The sequence below is a fragment of the Streptomyces sp. NPDC047081 genome, assembly GCF_040643775.1.
Lineage (GTDB): Bacteria > Actinomycetota > Actinomycetes > Streptomycetales > Streptomycetaceae > Streptomyces.
The window spans coordinates 59,633-81,835 of record NZ_JBEYUY010000011.1 but is presented as its reverse complement, the minus strand read 5'-3'; the positions used below and the strand labels follow the sequence as shown (position 1 = coordinate 81,835).

General features: G+C 69.8%; 22 protein-coding genes and 1 riboswitch. Of the genes, 8 read left to right on the top strand and 14 right to left on the bottom strand.

The window, feature by feature from the left end; all coding sequences use genetic code 11:
- Positions 1-42 precede the first annotated feature (42 nt).
- From ABZ848_RS22185 to thrC, 7 genes are all read right to left on the bottom strand, one after another.
- On the bottom strand, positions 43-945 hold the full coding sequence (locus tag ABZ848_RS22185) for a metallophosphoesterase (RefSeq protein WP_360834305.1): 903 nt from the start codon (positions 943-945) through the stop codon (positions 43-45).
- A gap of 17 nt (positions 946-962) precedes the next feature.
- On the bottom strand, positions 963-1,559 hold the full coding sequence (locus ABZ848_RS22180) for a GNAT family N-acetyltransferase (protein WP_360834303.1): 597 nt from the start codon (positions 1,557-1,559) through the stop codon (positions 963-965).
- Positions 1,560-1,713: 154 nt separating this feature from the next.
- Positions 1,714-2,832, bottom strand: a complete 1,119-nt coding sequence (locus ABZ848_RS22175) for an NADH:flavin oxidoreductase (RefSeq protein ID WP_360834301.1) — start codon at positions 2,830-2,832, stop codon at positions 1,714-1,716.
- Between the two features lie 167 nt (positions 2,833-2,999).
- Positions 3,000-4,622 carry a chaperonin GroEL gene (gene groL / locus ABZ848_RS22170; RefSeq protein WP_360834299.1) on the bottom strand — a complete coding sequence of 541 codons (1,623 nt, stop codon included), beginning with the start codon at positions 4,620-4,622 and terminating at the stop codon, positions 3,000-3,002.
- A 345-nt stretch (positions 4,623-4,967) separates the two neighbouring features.
- Entirely contained in the window at positions 4,968-5,174 is a 207-nt protein-coding gene (locus ABZ848_RS22165; RefSeq protein ID WP_019057200.1) for a cold-shock protein, read from the bottom strand.
- 430 nt (positions 5,175-5,604) lie between these two features.
- Positions 5,605-5,880 carry a MoaD/ThiS family protein gene (locus ABZ848_RS22160; RefSeq protein WP_360834297.1) on the bottom strand — a complete coding sequence of 92 codons (276 nt, stop codon included), beginning with the start codon at positions 5,878-5,880 and terminating at the stop codon, positions 5,605-5,607.
- Complete coding sequence (gene thrC / locus ABZ848_RS22155; RefSeq protein WP_360834295.1) at positions 5,877-7,163, bottom strand: threonine synthase; 1,287 nt, start codon at positions 7,161-7,163, stop codon at positions 5,877-5,879. The genes ABZ848_RS22160 and thrC overlap by 4 nt, the downstream gene beginning before the upstream one ends.
- 18 nt (positions 7,164-7,181) lie before the next feature.
- A riboswitch (SAM riboswitch) is annotated at positions 7,182-7,328 on the bottom strand.
- A 128-nt stretch (positions 7,329-7,456) separates the two neighbouring features.
- On the opposite strand from thrC, the gene ABZ848_RS22150 reads away from it, so the two are divergent.
- Together ABZ848_RS22150 and ABZ848_RS22145 are read left to right on the top strand one after the other, a co-directional pair.
- A complete protein-coding gene (locus ABZ848_RS22150; protein WP_360834293.1) occupies positions 7,457-8,401 on the top strand; it encodes a glucosyl-3-phosphoglycerate synthase in 945 nt (314 codons plus the stop codon).
- 80 nt (positions 8,402-8,481) lie between these two features.
- Complete coding sequence (locus ABZ848_RS22145) at positions 8,482-9,945, top strand: trehalose-6-phosphate synthase (RefSeq protein WP_360834291.1); 1,464 nt, start codon at positions 8,482-8,484, stop codon at positions 9,943-9,945.
- On the opposite strand, the gene otsB is transcribed toward ABZ848_RS22145, so the two are convergent.
- From otsB to ABZ848_RS22130, 3 genes are read right to left on the bottom strand one after another with little or no spacing between them, the layout of a single operon-like run.
- A complete protein-coding gene (gene otsB / locus ABZ848_RS22140) occupies positions 9,933-10,787 on the bottom strand; it encodes a trehalose-phosphatase (protein ID WP_360834289.1) in 855 nt (284 codons plus the stop codon). The two genes, ABZ848_RS22145 and otsB, sit on opposite strands and share 13 nt — an antisense overlap.
- A gap of 9 nt (positions 10,788-10,796) precedes the next feature.
- Positions 10,797-11,033 carry a DUF3263 domain-containing protein gene (locus ABZ848_RS22135; RefSeq protein WP_360834287.1) on the bottom strand — a complete coding sequence of 79 codons (237 nt, stop codon included), beginning with the start codon at positions 11,031-11,033 and terminating at the stop codon, positions 10,797-10,799.
- A 54-nt stretch (positions 11,034-11,087) separates the two neighbouring features.
- Entirely contained in the window at positions 11,088-12,320 is a 1,233-nt protein-coding gene (locus ABZ848_RS22130) for an extracellular solute-binding protein (protein WP_360834285.1), read from the bottom strand.
- A 138-nt stretch (positions 12,321-12,458) separates the two neighbouring features.
- Between ABZ848_RS22130 and ABZ848_RS22125 the strand changes: the two genes are divergently transcribed.
- The 4 genes from ABZ848_RS22125 to ABZ848_RS22110 all read left to right on the top strand — a co-directional run bounded on the left by ABZ848_RS22125 (position 12,459) and on the right by ABZ848_RS22110 (position 16,142).
- Positions 12,459-13,400 carry an ROK family protein gene (locus tag ABZ848_RS22125; protein WP_360834283.1) on the top strand — a complete coding sequence of 314 codons (942 nt, stop codon included), beginning with the start codon at positions 12,459-12,461 and terminating at the stop codon, positions 13,398-13,400.
- Complete coding sequence (nagA, locus tag ABZ848_RS22120; protein ID WP_360834281.1) at positions 13,400-14,611, top strand: N-acetylglucosamine-6-phosphate deacetylase; 1,212 nt, start codon at positions 13,400-13,402, stop codon at positions 14,609-14,611. The genes ABZ848_RS22125 and nagA overlap by 1 nt, the downstream gene beginning before the upstream one ends.
- Before the next feature lie 99 nt (positions 14,612-14,710).
- Positions 14,711-15,640, top strand: a complete 930-nt coding sequence (locus ABZ848_RS22115) for a 1-phosphofructokinase family hexose kinase (protein WP_360834279.1) — start codon at positions 14,711-14,713, stop codon at positions 15,638-15,640.
- A 154-nt stretch (positions 15,641-15,794) separates the two neighbouring features.
- A complete protein-coding gene (locus ABZ848_RS22110; protein ID WP_360834277.1) occupies positions 15,795-16,142 on the top strand; it encodes a peptidase inhibitor family I36 protein in 348 nt (115 codons plus the stop codon).
- 107 nt (positions 16,143-16,249) lie between these two features.
- Here the strand turns inward: ABZ848_RS22110 and ABZ848_RS22105 are convergent, their stop codons facing one another.
- Both ABZ848_RS22105 and cdgB read right to left on the bottom strand, forming a co-directional pair.
- A complete protein-coding gene (locus ABZ848_RS22105; protein WP_360834275.1) occupies positions 16,250-17,188 on the bottom strand; it encodes a CBM35 domain-containing protein in 939 nt (312 codons plus the stop codon).
- Positions 17,189-17,319: 131 nt separating this feature from the next.
- Positions 17,320-18,975, bottom strand: a complete 1,656-nt coding sequence (gene cdgB, locus ABZ848_RS22100; protein WP_360834273.1) for a diguanylate cyclase CdgB — start codon at positions 18,973-18,975, stop codon at positions 17,320-17,322.
- Positions 18,976-19,322: 347 nt separating this feature from the next.
- Here cdgB and ABZ848_RS22095 point away from each other — a divergent pair, with 347 nt between their 5' ends.
- A complete protein-coding gene (locus ABZ848_RS22095; protein WP_360834271.1) occupies positions 19,323-19,907 on the top strand; it encodes a flavin reductase family protein in 585 nt (194 codons plus the stop codon).
- 49 nt (positions 19,908-19,956) lie between these two features.
- Here the strand turns inward: ABZ848_RS22095 and ABZ848_RS22090 are convergent, their stop codons facing one another.
- Positions 19,957-20,871 carry a sigma-70 family RNA polymerase sigma factor gene (locus ABZ848_RS22090; protein ID WP_360834269.1) on the bottom strand — a complete coding sequence of 305 codons (915 nt, stop codon included), beginning with the start codon at positions 20,869-20,871 and terminating at the stop codon, positions 19,957-19,959.
- Positions 20,872-20,976: 105 nt separating this feature from the next.
- The gene (arfB, locus tag ABZ848_RS22085; protein WP_360834267.1) at positions 20,977-21,414 is read right to left on the bottom strand and encodes an alternative ribosome rescue aminoacyl-tRNA hydrolase ArfB; all 438 of its coding nucleotides are present in this window, start codon (positions 21,412-21,414) and stop codon (positions 20,977-20,979) included.
- A gap of 172 nt (positions 21,415-21,586) precedes the next feature.
- Between arfB and ABZ848_RS22080 the strand changes: the two genes are divergently transcribed.
- Positions 21,587-22,162 (top strand): TerD family protein, encoded by a 576-nt coding sequence (locus ABZ848_RS22080; protein ID WP_046730960.1) that lies wholly within the window; start codon positions 21,587-21,589, stop codon positions 22,160-22,162.
- Positions 22,163-22,203: the final 41 nt, after the last annotated feature.

Here is a 22,203-nt window from a genome sequence, read left to right as displayed (position 1 = left end):
AACGCTGCTCGCCTTCACTCAAACGCAAAGAGCTTGCGTAAGTCAACCAATCGGCGACGAAGAAGCGTCGTACTGCTCCAGCAAGGTGCGCGTCCGTTCCGCGTCCAGCTCGTAGACCGTCTCGTGGGCGCGCGGGTCACGGGCATGGAAGGTGTGGAACATCGGCCCCGACGCCCCGCCGAGCTCCACGAGCGAGGCCGAGGCCCCGCGCACGGCCCGCTCGGTGCCGGGGGCGGTGGTCAGATCGATGCGGTTGACGATGCCGGGGGTGACCCACACCGGCACGGACTCCAGCATCCCGAAGAGCTGGAGGTGGTAGTGCCCGGTGAGGATCGCCCGTACGTCACTGCCACGGACGACCGCCGCCAGTGCCTCGGGATTGCGCAGCCCGAAGACCTGCTGGGTGGCGGAGATGTCGAGGCTGACGGGCGGATGGTGAAAGGCGAGAAGCGTGCCGCGCTCGGCAGGCACGTCCAACACCCCCCGCAGCCAATCCAGTTGCCGCTCCCCGATCCACCCGTGAATCCGCCCCGGCACGAGCGAGTCCAGCGTGACGACCCGCCACCCGTCCACGACACTCACGGCGGCCCGCTCCCCGTGCGAGGACTCGAAGGCGAGAACGTCGGCCCGCTCACCACCATCGGCGCTCAGGTGCCCACTTCCCAGCACCTTGCCGAAGGCCTCGCGCTCGTCATGGTTGCCGGTGGTGTAGAAGACGGGCGCGCCCAGCCGCCGCGCGAACTCGCCCACCAGCTCCTTCACGGCCGAATACGCCTCCACCGCCCCGTCGTTGGCGATGTCCCCGGTGACGACGACCGCGTCCACGCCACGCTGGTGGCGGAGTTCGGCGAGGATCAGACGAAGGGATTCGGTGGCGTTGACGCCGTGTCGGTTGGGGGCGTCGCTGCGTTCGACGTGGGTGTCCGACAGATGCAGGATCCGCATGTCACCGAACGCTAGCCCTAATTGGCTCCTCCGGGCCGCCACATCGTCGTAACGACCTGCCCGCCCGGGATGGCGATCTCCCCGCGCACCCGGAAGCCGACGCTTTCGTAGCGCTTGAGGTTGGCCGGGTTGGTGGACTCCAGGTAGGCGGGGGCGCCGAGTTCGTCGATTCGGGCGAGACTCTCGGCGACGAGCCCCATGCCGAGCCCCTTGCCGCGATGGTCGGCGTGCGTCCCGAGGATCGTGAGGTAGAAGAACGGCTCGGCGGGATGCGCCTCCTCGAACCGCTCCCCGATCTCCATGATCGCCCGAGCGGTCCGCTCATCGGTCACCTCGGCCAACTCCCGCTCCAGCCGCCCCACTTCCTCCTCCGTCAGCTCAACCCCGCCCGGCGGGATCCAGATGGCGGCGGCTTCGACGTTCGGGGTCACGAGGGTCCAGGGATAGCGGAGGGCGGAGGTGACGTAGACCCGCCACATGACAGCCGCCTGATCGGCCCGCCGCGCCTCGTCGGGAAAGGCGGCCCCCCAGACGGGGTCATGGAAGAAGGCGGAGTTGAAGGTGGAGACGATGGACTCGACATCGGCGGGACCGGCGACACGGACGGAGGTCATACACCCATTCTCACCTCCGGCCGGCAAATCCAGCCCGTCCGGCGTTTGAGGACGAGGCCGAAGGCCGATGGGGGTCTGGGGGCGCAGCCCCCAGGGACGCGCACCCCCACCACCCCGCACCGGCATCCAGCAGCTCGGCTCGGCTCAGCTCAGCTCAGCTCAGCGACCGCAGCGCCGCCGCGTCATACGGCGCCAGCTCCTCCACCCGCCCCGCAAGCACCTTCGCCGCCCACTCCGGATCCTGCAGCAGCGCCCGCCCGACCGCGACCATGTCGAACTCCTCCGCCTCCAACCGGTCGAGAAGGTTGTCGATCCCCTTGACCGGCGCCCCTTCACCCTGGAACCCCTTGAGGAAGTCCCCGTCGAGACCGACCGACCCGACGGTGATGACCGGCTTGCCCGTGAGCTTCTTCGTCCACCCGGCCAGGTTCAGATCCGAACCCTCGAACTCCGGCAGCCAGTACCGCCGCGTGGACGCATGGAACGCGTCGACACCCGCGGCGGCCAGCGGCGCGAGGATCGCCTCCAGCTCCTCCGGCGTCTCGGCGAGCCGCGCGCTGTACTCCTGCTGCTTCCACTGCGAGTACCGGAAGATGACCGGGAACTCGGCCGACACCGCTTCCCGGACCGCCGCGACGATCTCCGCCGCGAAGGTGACACGCCCGACGGCGTCACCGCCGTACGCGTCCTTACGACGGTTCGTGCCCGCCCACAGGAACTGGTCGAGGAGGTACCCGTGGGCGCCGTGCAGCTCCACACCGTCGAACCCGATGCGCTCCGCGGCCGCAGCGGCCTCGGCGAACGCGCCGATGACGTCGTCCACGTCCTTCTGCGTCATCGCCTTGCCGGTCGGCTCGGCACCCGCGGTCACCAGGCCGGAGGGGCCGACGGCGGGGGCGTCGGCGTAGGGCGCCTGTCCCTGCTCGCGGACCATGCCGATGTGCCACAGCTGCGGGACGATCGTGCCGCCCGCCGCGTGCACGTCCTCGGCGACCTTGGCCCAGCCCGCGAGCTGCTCCTCACCGTGGAAGCGCGGTACGCGGTCGCTGTTGCCGGCCGAGTCGTGGCCGACGTACGTCCCCTCGGTGACGATCAGCCCGACGCCGGCGGCGGCACGGCGTGAGTAGTACGAGGCCACGTCGGCGCCCGGGACGCCGCCCGGGGAGAACATCCGGGTCATCGGCGCCATCACGATCCGGTTCGGGACGGTGAGGCCGTTGATCGTCGTCGGCCGGGAGAGGATCTCGGCGGCGCGGGAGGTCGCGGTGGTCACGTGGGTGGACTCCTCGTTCGGGGGCATTATTGACCGGCTGGTATGTGCACACGCATTGTTGCACCCGCTTAAGCAACCCTCCTATGACCTCGAACACGCCCGAGGGCGGCACCCCCTGTTTCCAGGGAGTGCCGCCCTCGGTGGAACCCGGATCAGCCGGAGGCCGATCAGAAGTCCATGTCACCGCCCGGCATGCCGCCACCGGCGGGCGCGGCGGCCTTCTCCGGCTTGTCGGCGATGACGGCCTCGGTGGTGAGGAAGAGCGCGGCGATGGAGGCGGCGTTCTGCAGGGCAGAGCGGGTCACCTTCGCCGGGTCGATGATGCCTTCCTTGACCAGGTCGACGTACTCACCGGTCGCGGCGTTGAGGCCGTGACCCGGGGTGAGGTTGCGGACCTTCTCCACCACGACGCCGCCCTCGAGGCCGGCGTTCACGGCGATCTGCTTCAGCGGGGCCTCAAGGGCGAGCTTCACGGCCTGCGCGCCGGTCGCCTCGTCACCCTCCAGCTCCAGCTTCTCGAAGACCTGGGAGGCCTGCAGCAGGGCCACGCCACCACCGGCGACGATGCCCTCCTCGACGGCCGCCTTGGCGTTGCGCACGGCGTCCTCGATGCGGTGCTTGCGCTCCTTGAGCTCGACCTCGGTCGCGGCACCGGCCTTGATGACGGCGACGCCACCGGCGAGCTTCGCCAGGCGCTCCTGGAGCTTCTCGCGGTCGTAGTCCGAGTCGCTGTTCTCGATCTCGGCGCGGATCTGGTTGACGCGGCCCGCGACCTGCTCGGAGGAGCCGGCACCGTCGACGATGGTGGTCTCGTCCTTGGTGATGACGACCTTGCGGGCCTTGCCCAGGAGGTCCAGGGAGGTGTTCTCGAGCTTGAGACCGACCTCCTCGGAGATGACCTCGCCACCGGTGAGGATGGCGATGTCGTTCAGCATCGCCTTGCGGCGGTCGCCGAAGCCCGGGGCCTTGACCGCGACGGACTTGAAGGTGCCGCGGATCTTGTTGACGACCAGGGTCGACAGGGCCTCGCCCTCGACGTCCTCGGCGATGATCAGCAGCGGCCTGCCCGACTGCATGACCTTCTCCAGGAGCGGGAGCAGGTCCTTGACGGAGCCGATCTTGGAGTTGGCGATCAGGATGTACGGGTCGTCGAGCGACGCCTCCATCCGCTCCATGTCGGTGGCGAAGTACGCCGAGATGTAGCCCTTGTCGAAGCGCATACCCTCGGTGAGCTCCAGCTCCAGACCGAAGGTCTGGGACTCCTCGACGGTGATGACGCCTTCCTTGCCGACCTTGTCCATCGCCTCGGCGATGAGCTCGCCGATCTGGGTGTCGGCGGCGGAGATGGAGGCCGTCGAAGCGATCTGCTCCTTGGTCTCGACATCCTTCGCCTGCTCGAGCAGGGCACCGGAGACGGCCTCGACGGCCTTCTCGATACCGCGCTTGAGGGCCATCGGGTTGGCGCCGGCGGCTACGTTGCGCAGGCCTTCCTTGACGAGGGCCTGGGCGAGGACGGTCGCGGTGGTCGTACCGTCACCGGCGACGTCGTCCGTCTTCTTGGCGACTTCCTTGACCAGCTCGGCGCCGATCTTCTCGTACGGGTCCTCGAGCTCGATCTCCTTGGCGATGGAGACACCATCGTTGGTGATCGTGGGGGCGCCCCACTTCTTCTCGAGGACGACGTTGCGGCCCTTGGGGCCGAGCGTCACCTTCACGGCGTCCGCGAGCTGGTTCATGCCGCGCTCGAGGCCGCGCCGCGCCTCCTCGTCGAACGCGATGATCTTGGCCATGTGAAGTGGTCCCTCCAGGACTGGGGGTGATTCCTTCGGACCGCGCCCGCGCCCGCGACGGACGGCTCGCACACCTCGTGGTTCCTTGCCCCACCCGGCCTGCGGGCCTCACCGACCCGGTCCTTCTTTGTCACTCTCACCTTCAGAGTGCTAACGCCAATGATTAGCACTCGACCCATGCGAGTGCAAGCGGCTCTCGGGGATCGGCCAGGTCTCCCACGGGCCCCGACGGGCCCTGACGCGCGCCCCGGGCATGCCGAAGGGCTCGTAACCCATGACTCCCCATGGGATACGAGCCCTCCGAAGAAGAACGAAGAACGACGCTGTTACTGCCCGGCGCGTGCTTCAGCTGGTCGCCAGTCGGACCATGTCCGCCTGCGGCCCCTTCTGACCCTGCGAGATCTCGAAATCGACCCGCTGGCCCTCTTCCAGGGTGCGGTACCCGTCCATCTGGATGGCGCTGTAGTGGACGAAAACATCCGCACCACCGTCGACCGCGATGAAGCCGTACCCCTTCTCCGCGTTGAACCACTTGACGGTGCCCTGAGCCATGCCTAACTCCCCTATTACTGGCCCTTGCACAGATCCGCACTTCGCGGATCCGGGTCAGACCTCACCCCCCACGGTTTGGGGGCGTGCGCCGGAACGCGTCGACCGCGGCTGAATGTATCTGTCCAACTGCCGTCTGCAACAGGTCAATCGGACGAGAATTCTGGACGGAACCGGTCCGGAATGTAGTGAGAATTCGCCTGAATTCAGGGCAAGTCGGGCCCCACAAAGGGAACATAAGCCGCAAAAGACCTGCACACTTTGGCTGCTTCTTGTTGCACCCGGAGCCGGTACTCATATGCGTCCGGCATGCGGGAAGCAGCAGGTTCCCCAACTGTACCGTGCTCAACCATGCAGAATTGCCCCCTCCGCTTCTCTCACGGAGGGGGCAATTCGGTGAACTCTTGGTGACCGCCGTTACCGACGGTAATAATCAGCCTCCGGCGACGGCCGGGATGATCGAGACGCCCGCACCGTCCGGGGTCGCCGTCTCCAGCCCCTGCTCGAACCGCACGTCGTCGTCGTTCACGTACACATTGACGAACCGCCGCAGCTTGCCCTGGTCGTCGAGAACCCGGGCGGCGATACCGGTGTGGTTCTTCTCCAGGTCGCTGATGACCTCGGCAAGGGTGGCACCCTCGGCGGAGACCTCGGCCTGGCCGCCGGTGTAGGTACGCAGGATGGTGGGGATGCGGACGTTGACGCTCATGCGAGGCCAGCCTCTCGGAAGGAGTCCAGGTTCGGGCGGATGGTGGCGGTGAGGCCGGTCCCGGCCACCGCGTCGAGGGTCTTCAGGCCGTCGCCCGTGTTGAGGACGACCGTGGTGAGGGTCGGGTCGAGTACGCCGTTCTCGATCAGCTTGCGCGTGACGCCCACGGTCACGCCACCGGCGGTCTCCGCGAAGATGCCCTCGGTGCGCGCCAGCAGCTTGATCGCGTCGACGATCTGCTCGTCGTTCACGTCCTCCACCGCACCGCCGGTCCGGCGCGCGATGTCCAGCACGTACGGCCCGTCCGCCGGGTTGCCGATCGCGAGGGACTTGGCGATGGTGTTCGGCTTCTGCGGCCGGACCACGTCGTGCCCCGCCTTGTAGGCGACCGACACCGGCGAGCACCCTTCCGCCTGCGCGCCGAAGATCTTGTACGGCCTGTCCTCGACGAGCCCGAGCTTGATCAGCTCCTGCAGCCCCTTGTCGATCTTCGTCAGCTGCGAACCGGAGGCGATCGGCACCACCAGCTGGTCCGGCAGCTTCCAGCCCAGCTGCTCGCAGATCTCGTACGCCAGGGTCTTGGACCCCTCCGCGTAGTACGGCCGCAGGTTGACGTTGACGAAGCCCCAGCCCTCGCCGGCCGGGTCGCCGATCAGCTCGGAGCAGAAACGGTTCACGTCGTCGTAGTTGCCCTCGATGCCGACGAGCTCGCCGCCGTAGACCGCGGCCATGACGACCTTGCCCTGCTCCAGGTCGTGCGGGATGAACACGCAGGAGCGGAAGCCGGCCCGGGCGGCGGCGGCACCGACCGCACCGGCGAGGTTGCCGGTGGAGGAGCAGGAGAGGGTGGTGAAGTCGAAGGCGCGCGCGGCCTCGATGGCCTGGGCGACGACGCGGTCCTTGAAGGAGTGCGTCGGGTTGCCGGAGTCGTCCTTCACGAAGAGCTTGCCGGCGTCGACGCCGAACTCGCGCGCGAGGTTGTCGGCCTGGACGAGCTTGGTCCAGCCGGGGTTGATGTTCGGCTTCTCGGCCACGTCGGCCGGAACGGGCAGCAGCGGCGCGTAACGCCAGATGTTCGCGGGTCCCGCCTCGATCTGCTTGCGGAGCTCCTCGGTGTCGTAGGCCGAGAAGTCGTACGCGATCTCCAGCGGGCCGAAACACTCCTCGCAGGCGAAAACCGGACCGAGCGGTACGCGGTGACCGCACTCGCGGCAGGAAAGCGCCGCGGCGGGACCGAGGTCGACGGTGGGGTTCGTGGTGCTTGCAACAGTCTGCGCAGCCATGTGAGGCGAGGCCCTTTCTCCTCATCTTCCTCACGACGCATCTCGCCGTGAGACGGATTTGGCACCTTCCCTAGCCGGGAGCCTCACCACGACGACGTGGAAAGACCGGCTGGAGGGTTGCCGGGGCTTCATCGGGCCGTATCCCTCTGCCCCTCTGGATGAGCGGTATTCGATTGTTCGTTCAACGATCTCGGACATGCGATGGTCATCGACGTTGTTCAAGACTGTAACCGAAGGCCAGGACAGTTGAGATAGTCGTCCGAACCGCGAGACACATGTGAGGAGCCGCCTACGTGCTGGAAGAAGTCGAGCGCTGGCTGAGCACCCGCTCCTGGTCCGTCACAGACCGTCCGCTGCACCAGATCCTCGCCGCCAAGCACCGCTCGGGCCAGACGGTCTCCGTCGTGCTGCCCGCGCTCAACGAGGAGGAGACGGTGGGCGACATCGTCGCGATCATCCGTCACGACCTCATGCAACAGGTCCCGCTCGTCGACGAGATCGTCGTCGTCGACTCCGGGTCCACCGACCGCACCTCCGAGGTCGCCGAGGCGGCCGGCGCACGGGTCGTCCACCGCGACGAGATCCTGCCGCGCATCCCGACGGTCCCCGGCAAGGGCGAGGTGCTGTGGCGCTCGCTGCTGGTCACGAGCGGGGACATCGTCTGCTTCATCGACGCCGACCTGAAGGACTTCTCGTCGGACTTCGTGTCCGGAATCGTCGGCCCGCTGCTCACCGACCCCGGGATCGACCTGGTCAAGGGCATGTACGACCGTCCGCTCGCCGGCGCGGCCGGGCAGGGCGGCCGGGTCACCGAGCTGATGGCCCGCCCGCTGCTGAACATGCACTGGCCGCAGCTGGCCGGTTTCGTGCAGCCGCTGGGCGGCGAGTACGCGGCCCGCCGCTCCCTCCTCGAACAGCTCCCGTTCCCCGTCGGCTACGGCGTGGAGCTCGGCATGCTGGTCGACGCCCTGCACCTCGTCGGTCTCGACGCGCTCGCCCAGGTCGACGTCGGCGTCCGCAAGCACCGGCACCAGGACGGCCAGGCGCTCGGCCGTATGGCGGCGGCGATCTACCGCACCGCCCAGCTCCGCCTGGCCCGCGGCCACCTGATCCGCCCCTCGCTCACCCAGTTCGAGCGGGGCGAGGACGGCTTCGAGCCGCGCACCTATTCGGTGGACACGGAGGAACGGCCGCCGATGGTGGACATCCGGGAGTACCTGGAGAGAAAGGCCGCGTAAGACGGGCGCGACCAGCCCCCACCGGCCCGCGGCCGACGGGGAACGTTTGGGCGGTTGGGTGCCGGGCTAGGGTTCGAGGCATGGCTTCATCGCAGAGCGCCCCCGTGCTGGTCGCGTCCAATCGCGGCCCGGTCTCGTACGAGGTGTCGGAGGACGGCTCGCTGACCGCCAAGCGGGGCGGTGGCGGGCTGGTCTCCGGTCTGTCCGCGATCGGCCCGGACGCGGGCGCGCTGTGGGTGTGCTCGGCGCTGTCCGACGGCGACCGCGAGGCGGTACGGCGCGGGGAGGGCGAGGCCGGCGTACGGATGCTGGACATCCCGGCCGACGTGCACGCGGACGCGTACAACGGCATCGCGAACTCGGTCCTCTGGTTCGTCCACCACATGCTGTACCAGACGCCGCTGGAGCCGGTGTTCGACGCGGAGTTCCGGCGGCAGTGGGAGTCGTACGAGGCCTACAACCGGGCGTTCGCCGAAGCTCTGGCGGAGGAGGCGGCCGAGGGTGCGGCGGTCCTCGTACAGGACTACCACCTGTGCCTGGTGCCGGGGATGCTGCGGGAGCTGCGGCCGGATCTGCGGATCGGGCACTTCTCGCACACGCCGTGGGCGCCGGAGGACTACTTCCGGATGCTGCCCGACGACATTCAGGTGCGGTTGATGGAGGGCATGCTCGGGGCGGACCGGGTGGCGTTCCTGACCTGGCGGTGGGCAACGGCGTTCCAGAAGTGCGCGGACGGGGTCGACGTCGAGCGCTGGGTCTCCAGGTGGCCGTCGGGCGCCCCCAGGACCATCGAGCACCTGCGCGACGGCCGCCGCACCGGCCGGGAGACGCTGATCGGCGTCCACGGGCTCGGCGCCGACGCCGAGTTCCTGCACGCGCGCTCGCACGAGGCGGACGTCGAGGAGCGGATGGCGGCGCTGCGGGAGGAGATCGGCGCGGGGCGCAGGACCATCGTCCGGGTGGACCGGACGGAGCTGTCGAAGAACATCGTGCGCGGGCTGCTGGCGTACCGGCAGCTGCTCGACGACCGCCCCGAGTGGCGCGAGCGGGTCGTGCACGTGGCCTTCGCCTACCCCTCCCGGCAGGACCTCGCCGTCTACCGGGACTACACGGCCGAGGTGCAACGGCTGGCGGAGGAGATCAACTCCCAGTACGGGACGGCGGGTTGGACGCCGGTCGTCCTGCACGTCAAGGACGACTTCGCCCGCTCGCTGGCGGCGTACCGGCTGGCCGACGTGGCGCTGGTGAACCCCATCCGGGACGGCATGAACCTGGTCGCGAAGGAGGTGCCGGTGGTCTCCGACGAGGGCTGCGCGCTGGTGCTGTCGCGGGAGGCCGGGGCGTTCCAGGAACTCGGCAAGGACGCGCTCGTGGTGAACCCCTACGACGTGATCGGCACGGCGAACGCCCTGCACGAGGCGCTGACCATGCCGGTGGAGGAACGGGCCGAGCGCACGAAACGGCTCGCCGCGGCGGCGACGGCGCTGCCACCGGCGCAGTGGTTCCTGGACCAGCTGAACGCCCTGGTGGATCAGCCGAGTTGAGCCGCCAGAGCGGTCAGTAGGCGTACGACCCCCTCCGGCCCCTCCACCACCAGGTCGGCCCGCTCCCGCAGCTCCGTCACCTCGTCGCTGCCGCTGCACACCAGCAAGCCCGGCACGCCGTCCGACCGCAGTTTCTCCACCGCCGCGAACGCCGGGAGGTCGCCCAGGTCGTCGCCGGCGTAGAGGACCGCCGTCGCGGCCGTTTCGCGGGCGTGGTCCAGGAGGGCGACGCCCTTGTCCATGCCGGGTGGGCGGAGTTCCAGGACCAGGCGGCCCGGTTCGACGATCAGGCCGTGGCGGGTGGCCAGGTCGGTGAGGGGCTCGCGGAGGGCGTCGAACGCGGCCTGCGGGTCGGTCGCCCGGCGGGTGTGGACGGCGACCGCGCGGCCCTTCTCCTCGATCCACGTGCCCTGCCAGGCCCCCACCCGGTCCAGGAACCCGGGCAGTTCGGCGCGGACCGCGGCGACCCCGGGGTGCGGCGGGGGAGCCGTGACCTCGCCGCTGACCGCGTCCCAGCGCTCGGCGCCGTAATGCCCGAGGACGGTGAGGTGCTCCAGGCCGGGCACGCCCGCGAAGCCCCCGTGCCGGACGGCGACGCCCGCCGGGCGGCCGGTCACCACGGCGACCGAGGCCACCTTCGGGGTGAGCCGCGCCAGCGCGGGGACCGCGTCCGGATGGGCGCGGGCCTGTTCGGGGTCCGGCACGATCGGGGCGAGGGTGCCGTCGAAGTCGAGGGCGATCACCGACCTGCCGGGGTTGGCCAGGATCGCGTCGAGTCCGTCACGGCCGGCCCGGGTGGCGGGCGTCGGCAGGGGGTCCGTGTCCGTGTCATGGGTGCCCATACGGCGACCCTAACGGTCACCCCTGCGCCGCTCCCGCACCCTTCTCAGCCTGTTCACCGTCACCGGGTCGTGGGCCAGCGCCCGCTCGTCGTCCAGCAGCGCGTTCAGCAGCTGGTAGTAGCGGACCGGAGCCAGCCCCAGCTCCTCCCGTATCGCCCGCTCCTTCGCGCCCGGGCCCGTAAACCCCCTGCGCTCCAGTGCGAGTACGGCCCGCTCCCGCTCCCCCAGCTGCTGCTCCTCTTCCATGTCACGAACCGTAGCGCCCACCACTGACAGTCACCCCTCCGGAGGAGCGGGAGGCTACTGCCCGCTCTCCGCCATGGACGCCGTGGACTGCAGCTGCGCGAGCGTCGCCGCCGGGCTGCCGTTCGCGGTCACCGCCTGGCCTATCCGCTTCTTCACCGCCGCGCTCACGGCCGCCCACGAGGTCTTGTCCACCGGCGGCAGCTCGGACTGCGGCAGCTCGTCCAGGAACGGCTTGAGGTCGGCGTCCTGCTTGGCCGAACTCATCGTCTCGGACGCGGAGTTGGTGACCGGCAGGAGGTCGTACTCGCGGGAGAAGTCGAGGACGTTCTTCTCGTCGTAGACGAAGTCGAGGAAGTCCCCGACCTGCTCGGCGTGGCCGTTCTTCTTGAAGGCCATCATCCAGTCGGCGACGCCCATGGAGTTCTTGGTCGCGCCGTCCACGCCGGGCATCGGGACCATGCCGAACTTGACGCCCTTCTTCGCGGCGATCTTCATCAGCGAGGGGTGCCCGTTGAGCATGCCGACGTCACCGCTCGCGAAGGCGGCGAAGGCGGCGGCGCGGTTGAGCTTGCCGGGGGCCACCGGCCCCGTCAGCCCCTTGTCGACCAGGTCGTCCTTGAGCCAGGTGAAGGTGTCGACGTTCTGCGCGGAGTCGATGCCGTACGTGCCGACGGTGTCGGTGTAGCCGCCCCCGCCGCTCAGCAGCCACTGCATCGTCTCGGCCTGCGCCTCCTCGGGCCCGAGCGGCAGTGCGTACGGGTACTTCACGCCCTGTGCCTTGAGCACCTCGGCGTCGGCGGCGAGCTGCTTCCACGTGGTCGGCGGGGTGAGCCCGGCCTTGGTGAAGAGGGTCTTGTTGTAGAAGAGCAGCCGGGTGGAGGCCGCGAACGGCATGCCGTACTGCACGCCCTTCACCTGCCCCGCCGTGGCCAGCTGGGAGGCGAAGTCGGCCTGGGTGCTGATGGAGAGCAGATCGTCGGCCGAGTAGAGCAGGTCCTTGGCCGCGTAGTCGGCGTACGCGCCGATCTGCGCCATGTCCGGCGCCTTGCCGGCGTCGACCATCTCCTTGACCTTGCGGTCGACGTCGGTCCACGAGTAGACGGTGACCTCGACCTTCACGCCGGAGTGCGCGCTCTCGTACTCCTTGACGAGCTTGTCCCAGTACTTCTGGGAGGCGTTGGCAGCGGAGTCGCCGTAGTCCGCCGCGACCAGTCTCAGCGTGACGTCCCCCGAGCCGCCGGTGACGCCGCAGCCGCCGAGGGCCGCCGTCATCCCCAGCGCGGACATCACCGCGACCGTTCCCGTCCTGCGCCGCCGCACCACGTCACGTCCCAACTGTCTCGCCGTTCAATATGTGGACGCCATAAGGTCTACACCACGTAAGTGGACTAGACCTCTCGCGGGTCGGCGGGCCACACTACACCCGTGAGACATGTCATCGCCCTCGATGTGGGCGGCACCGGGATGAAGGCGGCCCTCGTCGGCGCCGACGGCGAGCTGCTGCACCAGGCCCGCCGCGCGACCGGCCGCGAGCGCGGGCCGGAGGCGGTGGTCGGGTCGATCCTCGACTTCGCGTCCGAACTGCGCGCGTACGGCATCGACCGCCTCGGCGAGCCCGCGGCGGCGGCCGGCGTCGCCGTGCCCGGCATCGTCGACGAGGAGCGGGGCGTCGCCGCGTACTCGGCCAACCTGGGCTGGCGCGACGTACCCCTGCGCGACCTGCTCGCCGACCGCCTCGGCGTACCCGTCGCTCTCGGCCACGACGTCCGCACCGGCGGGCTCGCGGAGGGCCGGATCGGCGCGGGCAAGGGCGCCGACCGCTTCCTCTTCGTCCCGCTCGGCACGGGCATCGCGGGCGCGATCGGGATCGCGGGCCGGGTGGAGGCGGGTGCGCACGGCTTCGCGGGCGAGATCGGCCACATCGTCGTACGGCCGGGAGGCAGCCCCTGTCCCTGCGGGCAGGTGGGCTGCCTTGAGCGGTACGCCTCCGCGGCGGCCGTCAGCGAGGCGTGGGCGGCGGCCTCCGGGGACCCCGAGGCGGACGCGGCCGACTGCGCGAAGGCCGTCGCGTCCGGCGATCCGAACGCCGTCCGGGTCTGGCAGCAGGCGGTGGACGCCCTGGCCGACGGCCTGGTCACCGCCCTCACCCTGCTGGACCCGCGCACCCTCATCATCGGTGGCGGCCTGGCGGAGGCCGGGGAAACCTTGTTCACACCGCTGCGGGAGGCCGTGAAACGCCGGGTGACCTTCCAGAAGCTGCCGACGATCGTCCCGGCGGCGCTCGGCGACAGCGCCGGATGCCTGGGCGCGGGCCTCATGGCCTGGGATCTCCTGACCATTACCAACCGTACGGAGGTAACCCCCTGATGGCAGCCGACCTAGGGGCGCGGGGAACTGCGCGACCAGCCACAACGAGCCCGCACCCCGCGACGGCCGGAACCCCCCTCGTGCTCACGGGTGTCAACGTCGTGCTGCCCACCGGAATCGTCCACGACAGCCAAGTCGTCGTCGACGGCACGAAAATCGCCGGCGCGGCCCCCGCCAACGCCACAGTGACCCACCTCGACGGCCTCTGGGCAGTCCCCGGCTTCGTCGACATCCACAACCACGGCGGCGGCGGGGCCTCGTTCACTTCAGGCACCGTCGACGATGTACTCCGCGGCATCCACACCCACCGCCTCCACGGCACCACCACCCTCGTCGCCTCCACCGTCACCGGTGACATGGACTTCCTCGCCCAGCGCGCCGGTCTGCTCAGCGAGCTCGCCGAGCAGGGCGACATCGCCGGTATTCACTTCGAGGGCCCCTTCATCTCCCCGTGCCGCAAGGGCGCGCACTCCGAGGAACTGCTGCGCGACCCCGACCCGGCGGACGTCCGCAAGCTGATCGACGCGGCGCGCGGCCGGGCCGCGATGGTCACCCTCGCCACCGAACTGCCGGGCGGCATCGACTCCGTACGGCTGCTCGCCGAGCACGGCGTCATCGCGGCGATCGGCCACACCGACGCGACGTACGAGCAGACGGTCGAGGCGATCGACGCCGGCGCCACCGTGGCCACGCACCTCTTCAACGCCATGCCCGCGCTCGGCCACCGCGCCCCCGGCCCGATCGCCGCCCTCCTGGAGGACGAGCGGATCACGGTCGAGCTCATCAACGACGGCACGCACCTCCACCCGGCCTCCCTCCAGCTCGCGTTCCACCACGCCCGCGCGGGCCGGGTCGCCTTCATCACGGACGCGATGGACGCGGCCGGCTTCGGCGACGGGCGTTACATGCTCGGCCCCCTGGAGGTAGAGGTCAGCGAAGGCGTCGCGCGGCTCGTCGAGGGCGGGTCGATCGCCGGGTCGACGCTCACCCTGGACCGTGCCTTCCAGCGGGCGGTGACCGTGGACCGGCTGCCCGTGGAGGACGTCGTGGCGGCCATCTCCGCGAATCCCGCGCGGCTGCTCGGCCGGTACGACCGGATCGGCTCGCTGGAGCCCGGCAAGGACGCCGACCTGGTACTTCTTGACCATCAATTCGCCCTCAAGGGCGTGATGCGCCGAGGTGAATGGGTGGTCGATCCCCAACTGGGGTGATGTGTCCGGCTGTTGGGGCGGCGGTAGTCCTGGGAGACTGGGAGGCCGCCGCCTGTCCGGCGCGCGTACCGCATTCGTCGTCGGGGGAGGTCGGCCCAGTTGATCCTCACGGTCACGCTGAACACCGCTCTCGACATCACGTACCGCGTCCCGGCCCTGAAGCCGCACGCCTCGCACCGCGTCACCCAGGTGACCGAACGCCCCGGCGGCAAGGGCCTGAACGTCGCCCGTGTACTGGCGGCGCTCGGCCACGAGGTCACGGTCACCGGCTTCACCGGCGGCGCGACCGGCCGTATCGTCCAGGACCAACTCACCGCCGTCCCCGGGGTGGTGGACGCGCTGGTCCCCGTATCGGCCGCGACCCGGCGCACGATCGCGGTCGTCGACGAACAGACCGGCGACACCACCCAGCTCAACGAACCGGGTCCGACGATCACACCCGCCGAGTGGTCCGCCTTCCAGGAGGCGTACGAGGATCTGCTGCCGTCGATGGCGGCGGTGGCCCTGTGCGGCAGTCTGCCGCCGGGGGTGCCGGTGGGCGCGTACGCGGGCCTGGTGCGGCTGGCGAAGGCGGCCGGGGTGCCCGTACTCCTCGACACGAGCGGGGAACCTCTGCGGCGGGGCGTGGCCGCCCGCCCGGACCTGATCAAGCCGAACACCGAGGAGCTGGCCGAACTCACCGGCTCCCACGAGCCGTTGCGCGCCACGCAGGACGCCCGCCGTCGCGGCGCCCGCTCGGTCGTCGCCTCGCTCGGCACGGAGGGCCTGCTGGCCACCACCCCCGAGGGCCGCTGGCGCGCGACCCCACCGGCCCGCCTGCGCGGCAACCCAACAGGCGCCGGAGACTCGGCGGTTGCAGGCCTGTTGTCGGCCCTGGTGGAACAACTCCCGTGGCCCGACCGCCTGTCCCGGGCGGTGGCCCTGTCGGCAGCGACCGTACTGGCCCCGGTGGCGGGCGAGTTCGACCGGGCGGCCTACGAGGAGCTGGTGACGCGAGTGGCCGTGACCGGGGAAGTCACCGCCGCGTGAAGGCCTCGTACCCCTCGCCGAAAATGTCCGCCTGGAGCTTGGCCGAGAAACGACCTTCCTGCGATGTCGATCAGATGATCTGATGATCACTTGTTCACTGCATCGACCCATTTCGCCGCCTGACCAGTGGCGAAAGAGACAGGGGGAACCTCTCATGAGCCTGCTCAGGAAGAGCCTGACGACGGCGGCCGTGGCCGGAGTGTTGTTGGGCGGCGCCTTTGCCACACCGGCCGCCGCGGCCGATCCCAACACCTGCCCGAAGGGCAAGTTCTGCGGATGGTCGGGGAAGAACAGGACCGGAACCAGGACGGTCTACTCCGAGAAGCCCGGCTGTATCCCTCTCGACCACGTCGCCAAGTCCGTCTCGAACCAGACCGACTACACCCTGGTCTTCTGGAAGGCCACCCTCGGCTGTGCCACCGGCAACAAGCTGGTCACGCTGAAGCCGGGCACCTACTCGGACAACCCCGGCAGCGCCAACTCGGTCGAGATCTATGGCTGAGATGCGCCGAAAGCGCTGAGCCCGAAGTTCACCATGTGCGACAGCCGCCGGAGGTCAACACCTCCGGCGGCTGTCGCGCTTGACGGACCGTCTACGCCGTGCGAGCCCTACTGCACCCACAGTTGATCGATGAGGGCGTCGCACTGGTTGGACTGACCGCAGGAGATCGTCAACGTGTTGGTGCCCTTGGTCAACGTCACCGGAGCCCAGGTGGACTGCCAGCCCTTCTTGTAGTCGCCCTTCGCCGAGCCGGTGAAGTTCTTCATGCCCAGCGGCTGCTGGTTGGGCTTGCCGTTGACCGTCAGCGTCGCATTGGCGTCCACACCGGGTATCGAGTAACGCACATACAGGCGGTACGAGCCGGCCTTCTGGAAGTCATTGACGGTCCAGGTGACCGAGGCGCCGACGTTGTTGAACCCCGTCACATAGCTGCCGCCGTCCGCCTGGGCGCCCTCGACGTCCGAGGCGACCGTCGCGCCGCCGCCCAGCTGGAGGTCCTTCGCGTCCGTCTTCGGCAGCTCCGCGGCGGCGCTGCTGCTCGCCGACTGGCTGGGCGAGGCGCTCTGGGAGGTGGACGCCGACGGGGAGCTGCCCCCGCCCGCGTTGTCGTCCGAGCCGTCGCCGCCCATCATCGCGACGCCGATGCCGATCACCACCGCGGCGACCACCGCGATCGCACCGATGAGCAGCCCCTTGGTGTTGGGGCCGCGCCGCCCGCCGCCACCGCCGTACGCGGGCTGCTGCGGGGCCGTGGGGGCGCCGCCGCCCGGGAAGGTCTCCGGGGCCGCGTAGTGGGCGTTCGGCTGGCCGTACGCGCCCTGCTGTTGAGGCACCTGGCCGTAGGCAGCGGTCTGCTGGGCCTGGGGGGCCGGGGCGGCCGGCTGCCCGTACTGCCGCTGGCCGACCGAACGCACGCGGTTGACGGAGTTCGGGTAGCCGTAACCGCCGGAGGGCGGCTGGGCGCCGTTGGCCTGCCCATCGGCGTAGAGGTAGCCGAACGGGTCGTCGTCCTCGGGCGTGCTGGCGCCGTTGTTGCCGGACGTCATCCCTTGGTACTCCTAGCGGGTGCGGGTCGGTGCGATACCTGGGGTCAGAATGGCGAGCCTACCCGCTCACCGTGCCCCAAACGGGTGACTCGGATCGCATCGCCCCACCGACCCGCCCTCTGACCTGGGGATCAGCCGGCCCGTCTGTGCTGTTTGGGACGAGATCGTTTCTCTACGTACATCCGCTCGTCCGCCGACTTCAACACTTCGTCCGCAGTCATGCCGCAGTGCGCCCACCCGATGCCGAAGCTGGCCCCGACCCGCACGGCCCGCCCCTCGGCGCGGATCGGCTGGATGATCTCGTTGCGCAGTCGTACGGCCAGGTCCTGGGCGTCGGCCCGGCCGAGCCCGTCGGCGAGGATCACGAACTCGTCGCCGCCGAGCCGGGCGACCGTGTCGCCGTCGCGCACCGCGCGGGAGAGCCGGCGGGCGACCTCGATGAGCACCGCGTCACCCGCGTTGTGCCCGAACCGGTCGTTGATCGACTTGAAGCCGTCGAGGTCGCAGAAGAGCACCGCGAGCCCCTTGGTGCCGTCGTCGCGCTCGCTGTCCGGCGCGGCGGTGTGCACATGGTGGTCGAAGCCGTCGTAGACCTCGACGCCGCCCGGGCGGAAGTCGAAGCCGTGGCCGTTGGCGTCGTAGGCGGGGTGGCCGAAGGCCGCGTCCAGGGACTCCAGGGCGCCGGGGTGGGCGGGCCGTGTGCACAGCCGGGAGGAGAGGCGGGTGCGCAGCTCGGCGGAGTTCGGCAGGCCGGTGAGGGAGTCGTGGGAGGCGCGGTGGGCGAGCTGCTGCTCGCGGCGCTTGCGGTCCTCTATGTCCTCGACGTGGGTGAGCAGGAAGCGGGGGCCGTCGGCCGCGTCCGCGACCACGCTGTTGCGCAGGGAGACCCAGACGTACGTACCGTCGCGGCGCCCGAGTCTCAGCTCGGCGCGGCCGCCCTCCGCCGAGGTCCGCAGCAGGGTGCCGATGTCCTCGGGGTGGACGAGGTCGGAGAAGGAGTAGCGGCGCATCGCGGAGGCGGGGCGGCCGAGCAGCCGGCACAGCGCGTCGTTCGTGCGCAGGATCCGGCCGTGCTGGTCGCCGCCCATCTCGGCGATGGCCATGCCGGAGGGGGCGTACTCGAAGGCCTGCCGGAAGCTCTCCTCGCTGGCCCTGAGCGCCTGCTGCTCCCTTTCGAGCCTGACCAGTGCGCGCTGCATGTTGGCACGTAGACGCGCGTTGCTGATCGCGATCGCGGCCTGGAAGGCGTACATCTGGAGCGCTTCGCGCCCCCATGCGCCCGGCCGGCGGCCGTTGCGCGGCCGGTCCACGGACAGGACGCCGATCAGTTCGCCGCAGGAACCGCCGGGCGAGGCGGGCGTGTACATGGGCGCGAACAGCCGGTCGGACGGGTGCCACTCGTCCTCGAAGCGGGGCGCGGGTCCGTCGGTGTACCACTGCGGTACGTCGTCGTCGTCGAGGATCCAGCCCTCGGTGTGCGGTATGAAGACCAGGTCGCCCCAGTGCTCGCCCATGGTCAGCCGGCGCTCCCAGGAGTCGCGGGAGCCGACCCGGCCGGTGATCAGCGCCTCGGCGGCGGGGTTGCCGGCGAAGGCGGCGACGACCAGGTCGCCGTCGGGGCGGACGAGGTTGACGCAGGCCAGCTCGTAACCAAGCCCGTTGACCACGCCGTCGGCGACGGTCTGCAGGGTGTCCGCCAGGCTACGTGCCGTGTTCATGTCGGCCATGACCTGGTGCAATTGCCGCAGGGTCGCAAGACGGACGTACGGCTCCGACTCGGTCTCCATGCTCGCCCTCCCCCCGAGACCTCGCAGCGAATCAAGGGTTCTCATCGGCGTATCGTTCTGGCAGCTTCCCCGCCACTGAATCACAGCGCGCTGCCCACCCGGTACACAGGGTCAACAATTAGTCCCTCTTGTGACTCAAGTCACAGCGAAAGATGAACAATTGAGTGGGGATTCTGCGTTCTTCCGGCGCCGTTCCTGCGCTGTTCCTGCGCCCTTCCTGTGCGATTCCTGGACGCTGACTTTGTGGATATCCGGAAACCGGACCGCCGATCCGTCGGTGGTCCTAGGTCCGACCTCGGCCGGGAGCCCGATGCGGCCGTCCCGTCCCGGAGATTAGCGTTTCCGGCGTGCTGAACACTCCCTCCACCACGGCCCCGATCATTCCCGCGCCCGCCTCCGGGCATGCTGTCGGTGTGAGCAACGACGAGTTCCGCGCCGCCATGTCCCGGCTGGCCGCGGGCGTGGTCCTGGTGACCGCGCAGGAGCCGCCGCTGGACCCCGACGACGCGTCGGCGCCGGCCGGCGAGGACGTGGGCATGACGGCGACGGCCTTCATGTCCGTCTCCTTGGACCCGCCCCTGGTCCTGGTAAGCCTGCGCAACGGCTCCCGCATGGACGACCTCCTCGACGAACAGCCCCTGTGGGCGGTCTCGGTCCTGTCCGAAAGCCAACGGCACATCGCGGGCCGCTTCGCGATGAAGGGCCGCATCAGCGACCGCCTGCTGTTCGAGGACATTCCGTACGTCCGCGGCAAGGCGACCGGCGCTCCCCTGGTGGGCGGCGCCCTGGCCACGTTGGAATGCCGCACGGAGCAGCGCGTGATCGCCGGCGACCACACCCTGGTGATCGGCCGGGTCCTCACGGCGGACGTACCGAGCGCGGACGGCGGCCCGCTGGCCTATTTCCGGGGGCGGTACCGGCAGTTGGGGTGAGCGCTGGCGGGCTGGGCCCTGTCCGGCGGATCAAGTCGCAGGACAGGCCCTAACCGACGATGCTGACGTCGAGCCCGGCGACCCGCCCGGCGTCCGTGACGATGTCGATGACGGCGATGCGATCCCGTACGAACGTGAAGGTCAGCGTGCGGTCCAGCCGGCCGTCGATGAAGACGGCGAGTCCGGTGTGGCCGTCGATCAGGGCGGGGCGTGCCACCGCCGCGAAGTGGCGGAAACTCGACGCTCCCTTGGCGACCGCGGCCGCGCCCGTGGTCACGCCGACCTCGGTACGGGCGACCACATCCGGGTCCAGCAGCTCGACCAGGGCGTCGAAGTCGCCCTCCCGCGCGGCGGCCAAGAAGGCGTCCACGACCTCCCGCTGCCGCACCAGATCGGCATCGTGCACCTCGGCCCCCTGCACCCGCCGCCGCGCCCGGCTGGCCAACTGCCGCGCCGCCACCGGACTGCGCCCCACGATGTCCCCGACCTCCTCGTACGGCACCGCGAACAGATCGTGCAGCACGAACGCGAGCCGCTCCGGGGGCGACAGAGTCTCCAGTACGACGAGCAGCGCGACGCCCACCGAGTCGGCGAGCAGCGCGTCCTGCTCGGGATCGGCGCCGGAAGTGTCCGCGCCCGCCACGCGCGCGTGCGTCGTCTCCAACGGCTCCAGCGGCAGCTCCGCGCGCGACTTCCGGGACCGGAGCATGTCCAGACAGACCCGCCCGACGACGGTCGTGAGCCACCCGCCGAGGTTCTCCACCCCTTGCATGTCACTCCGGCTCAGCCGGAACCACGCCTCCTGCACGGCGTCGTCGGCCTCGGCGGCGGAACCGAGCATTCGGTAGGCGACGGCCCGCAGATGACCCCGATGGGATTCAAATCGCCGAGCAAGGAATTCTTTTTCCGCCGCTTCTCGACCCGATCGTTCTCGACCGGGAAACGCATTCTCATTCTCATCCATCGTCACAGCTCCCCGCGCCCGGATCCGTCATGTCAGTTGTCAGTTGTCGCTTCTCACTCCGCACTGACATGACGGAACAGGCACCGGCAATGTGACAAAGGCCGCCTAGGACCAGTCCCGTCCGGACCGGCCCCGCTTGGTGTCGGAGCGCTGCTTCTTCTCCCGCAGGCGCCGCTCGTTGATTCCGCGCGGGATCCGGGTGGGTCGGCGCGGCTTGGGCGGCGGCGCGGTGGCCTCGGCGAGCAGCGCCGCGAGGCGTACGGCGGCGGTCTCGCGGTTGCGCCACTGGGACCGGTGCTCGGACGCCCGTACGACGACGACGCCGTCGACGAGTCGCCCCGCCAGCCGCTCCAGTGCCCGGGCCTTCCACACCTCGGGCAGCGCCTCGGTCTTGGCCAGGTCGAAGCGGAGCTCCACCTGGGAGTCGCTGGTGTTGACGTGCTGCCCGCCAGGCCCCGAAGACCGCGAGAAACGCCACATGAGCTCGGCCTCGGGCAGGGAGACGGAGCCGCGGATGAGGTAGGGACCGGACATGCCGTCCATGGTGACGTGCCTGACCGGCACACGTCACGCGAATAAGGTTCACCTCCCGTTCGGTAAAGAAAGTAAAGAGAGCTGGAACCTTCGATACCCCTCGTGGCGTTCATACGGGTAGCTGTAGCTTCAAGCCCGTACGCGGCACCGCCGCACGCAACGAGGGAAAGGACTCCCAACCATGGCTGTAAGCCTGTCCAAGGGTGGCAACGTCTCGCTCACCAAGGAGGCTCCGGGCCTGACCGCCGTCACCGTGGGCCTCGGCTGGGACGTCCGCACCACCACCGGCACGGACTTCGACCTCGACGCCTCCGCGATCGCGGTGAACACGCAGGGCAAGGTCTACTCGGACGCCCACTTCGTCTTCTTCAACAACAAGAACACCCCGGACAACTCGATCGTCCACACCGGCGACAACCGCACGGGCGAGGGCGCGGGCGACGACGAGGCGATCAACGTCAACCTGGCGGCCCTCCCGGCCGACATCGACAAGATCGTCTTCCCGGTCTCGATCTACGACGCGGAGAACCGCTCGCAGAACTTCGGCCAGGTCCGCAACGCCTACATCCGCATCGTCAACCAGGCGGGCGGCGCGGAGATCGCCCGCTACGACCTCTCCGAGGACGCGGCGACGGAAACGGCGATGGTCTTCGGCGAGCTCTACCGCAACGGCGCGGAGTGGAAGTTCCGCGCGGTCGGCCAGGGCTACGCGTCGGGCCTGGTGGGCATCGCCCAGGACTTCGGCGTGAACGTCTGACGGACGCTGCGCTGAGCAGAGCGGGAGCCCTCGGTCTTACC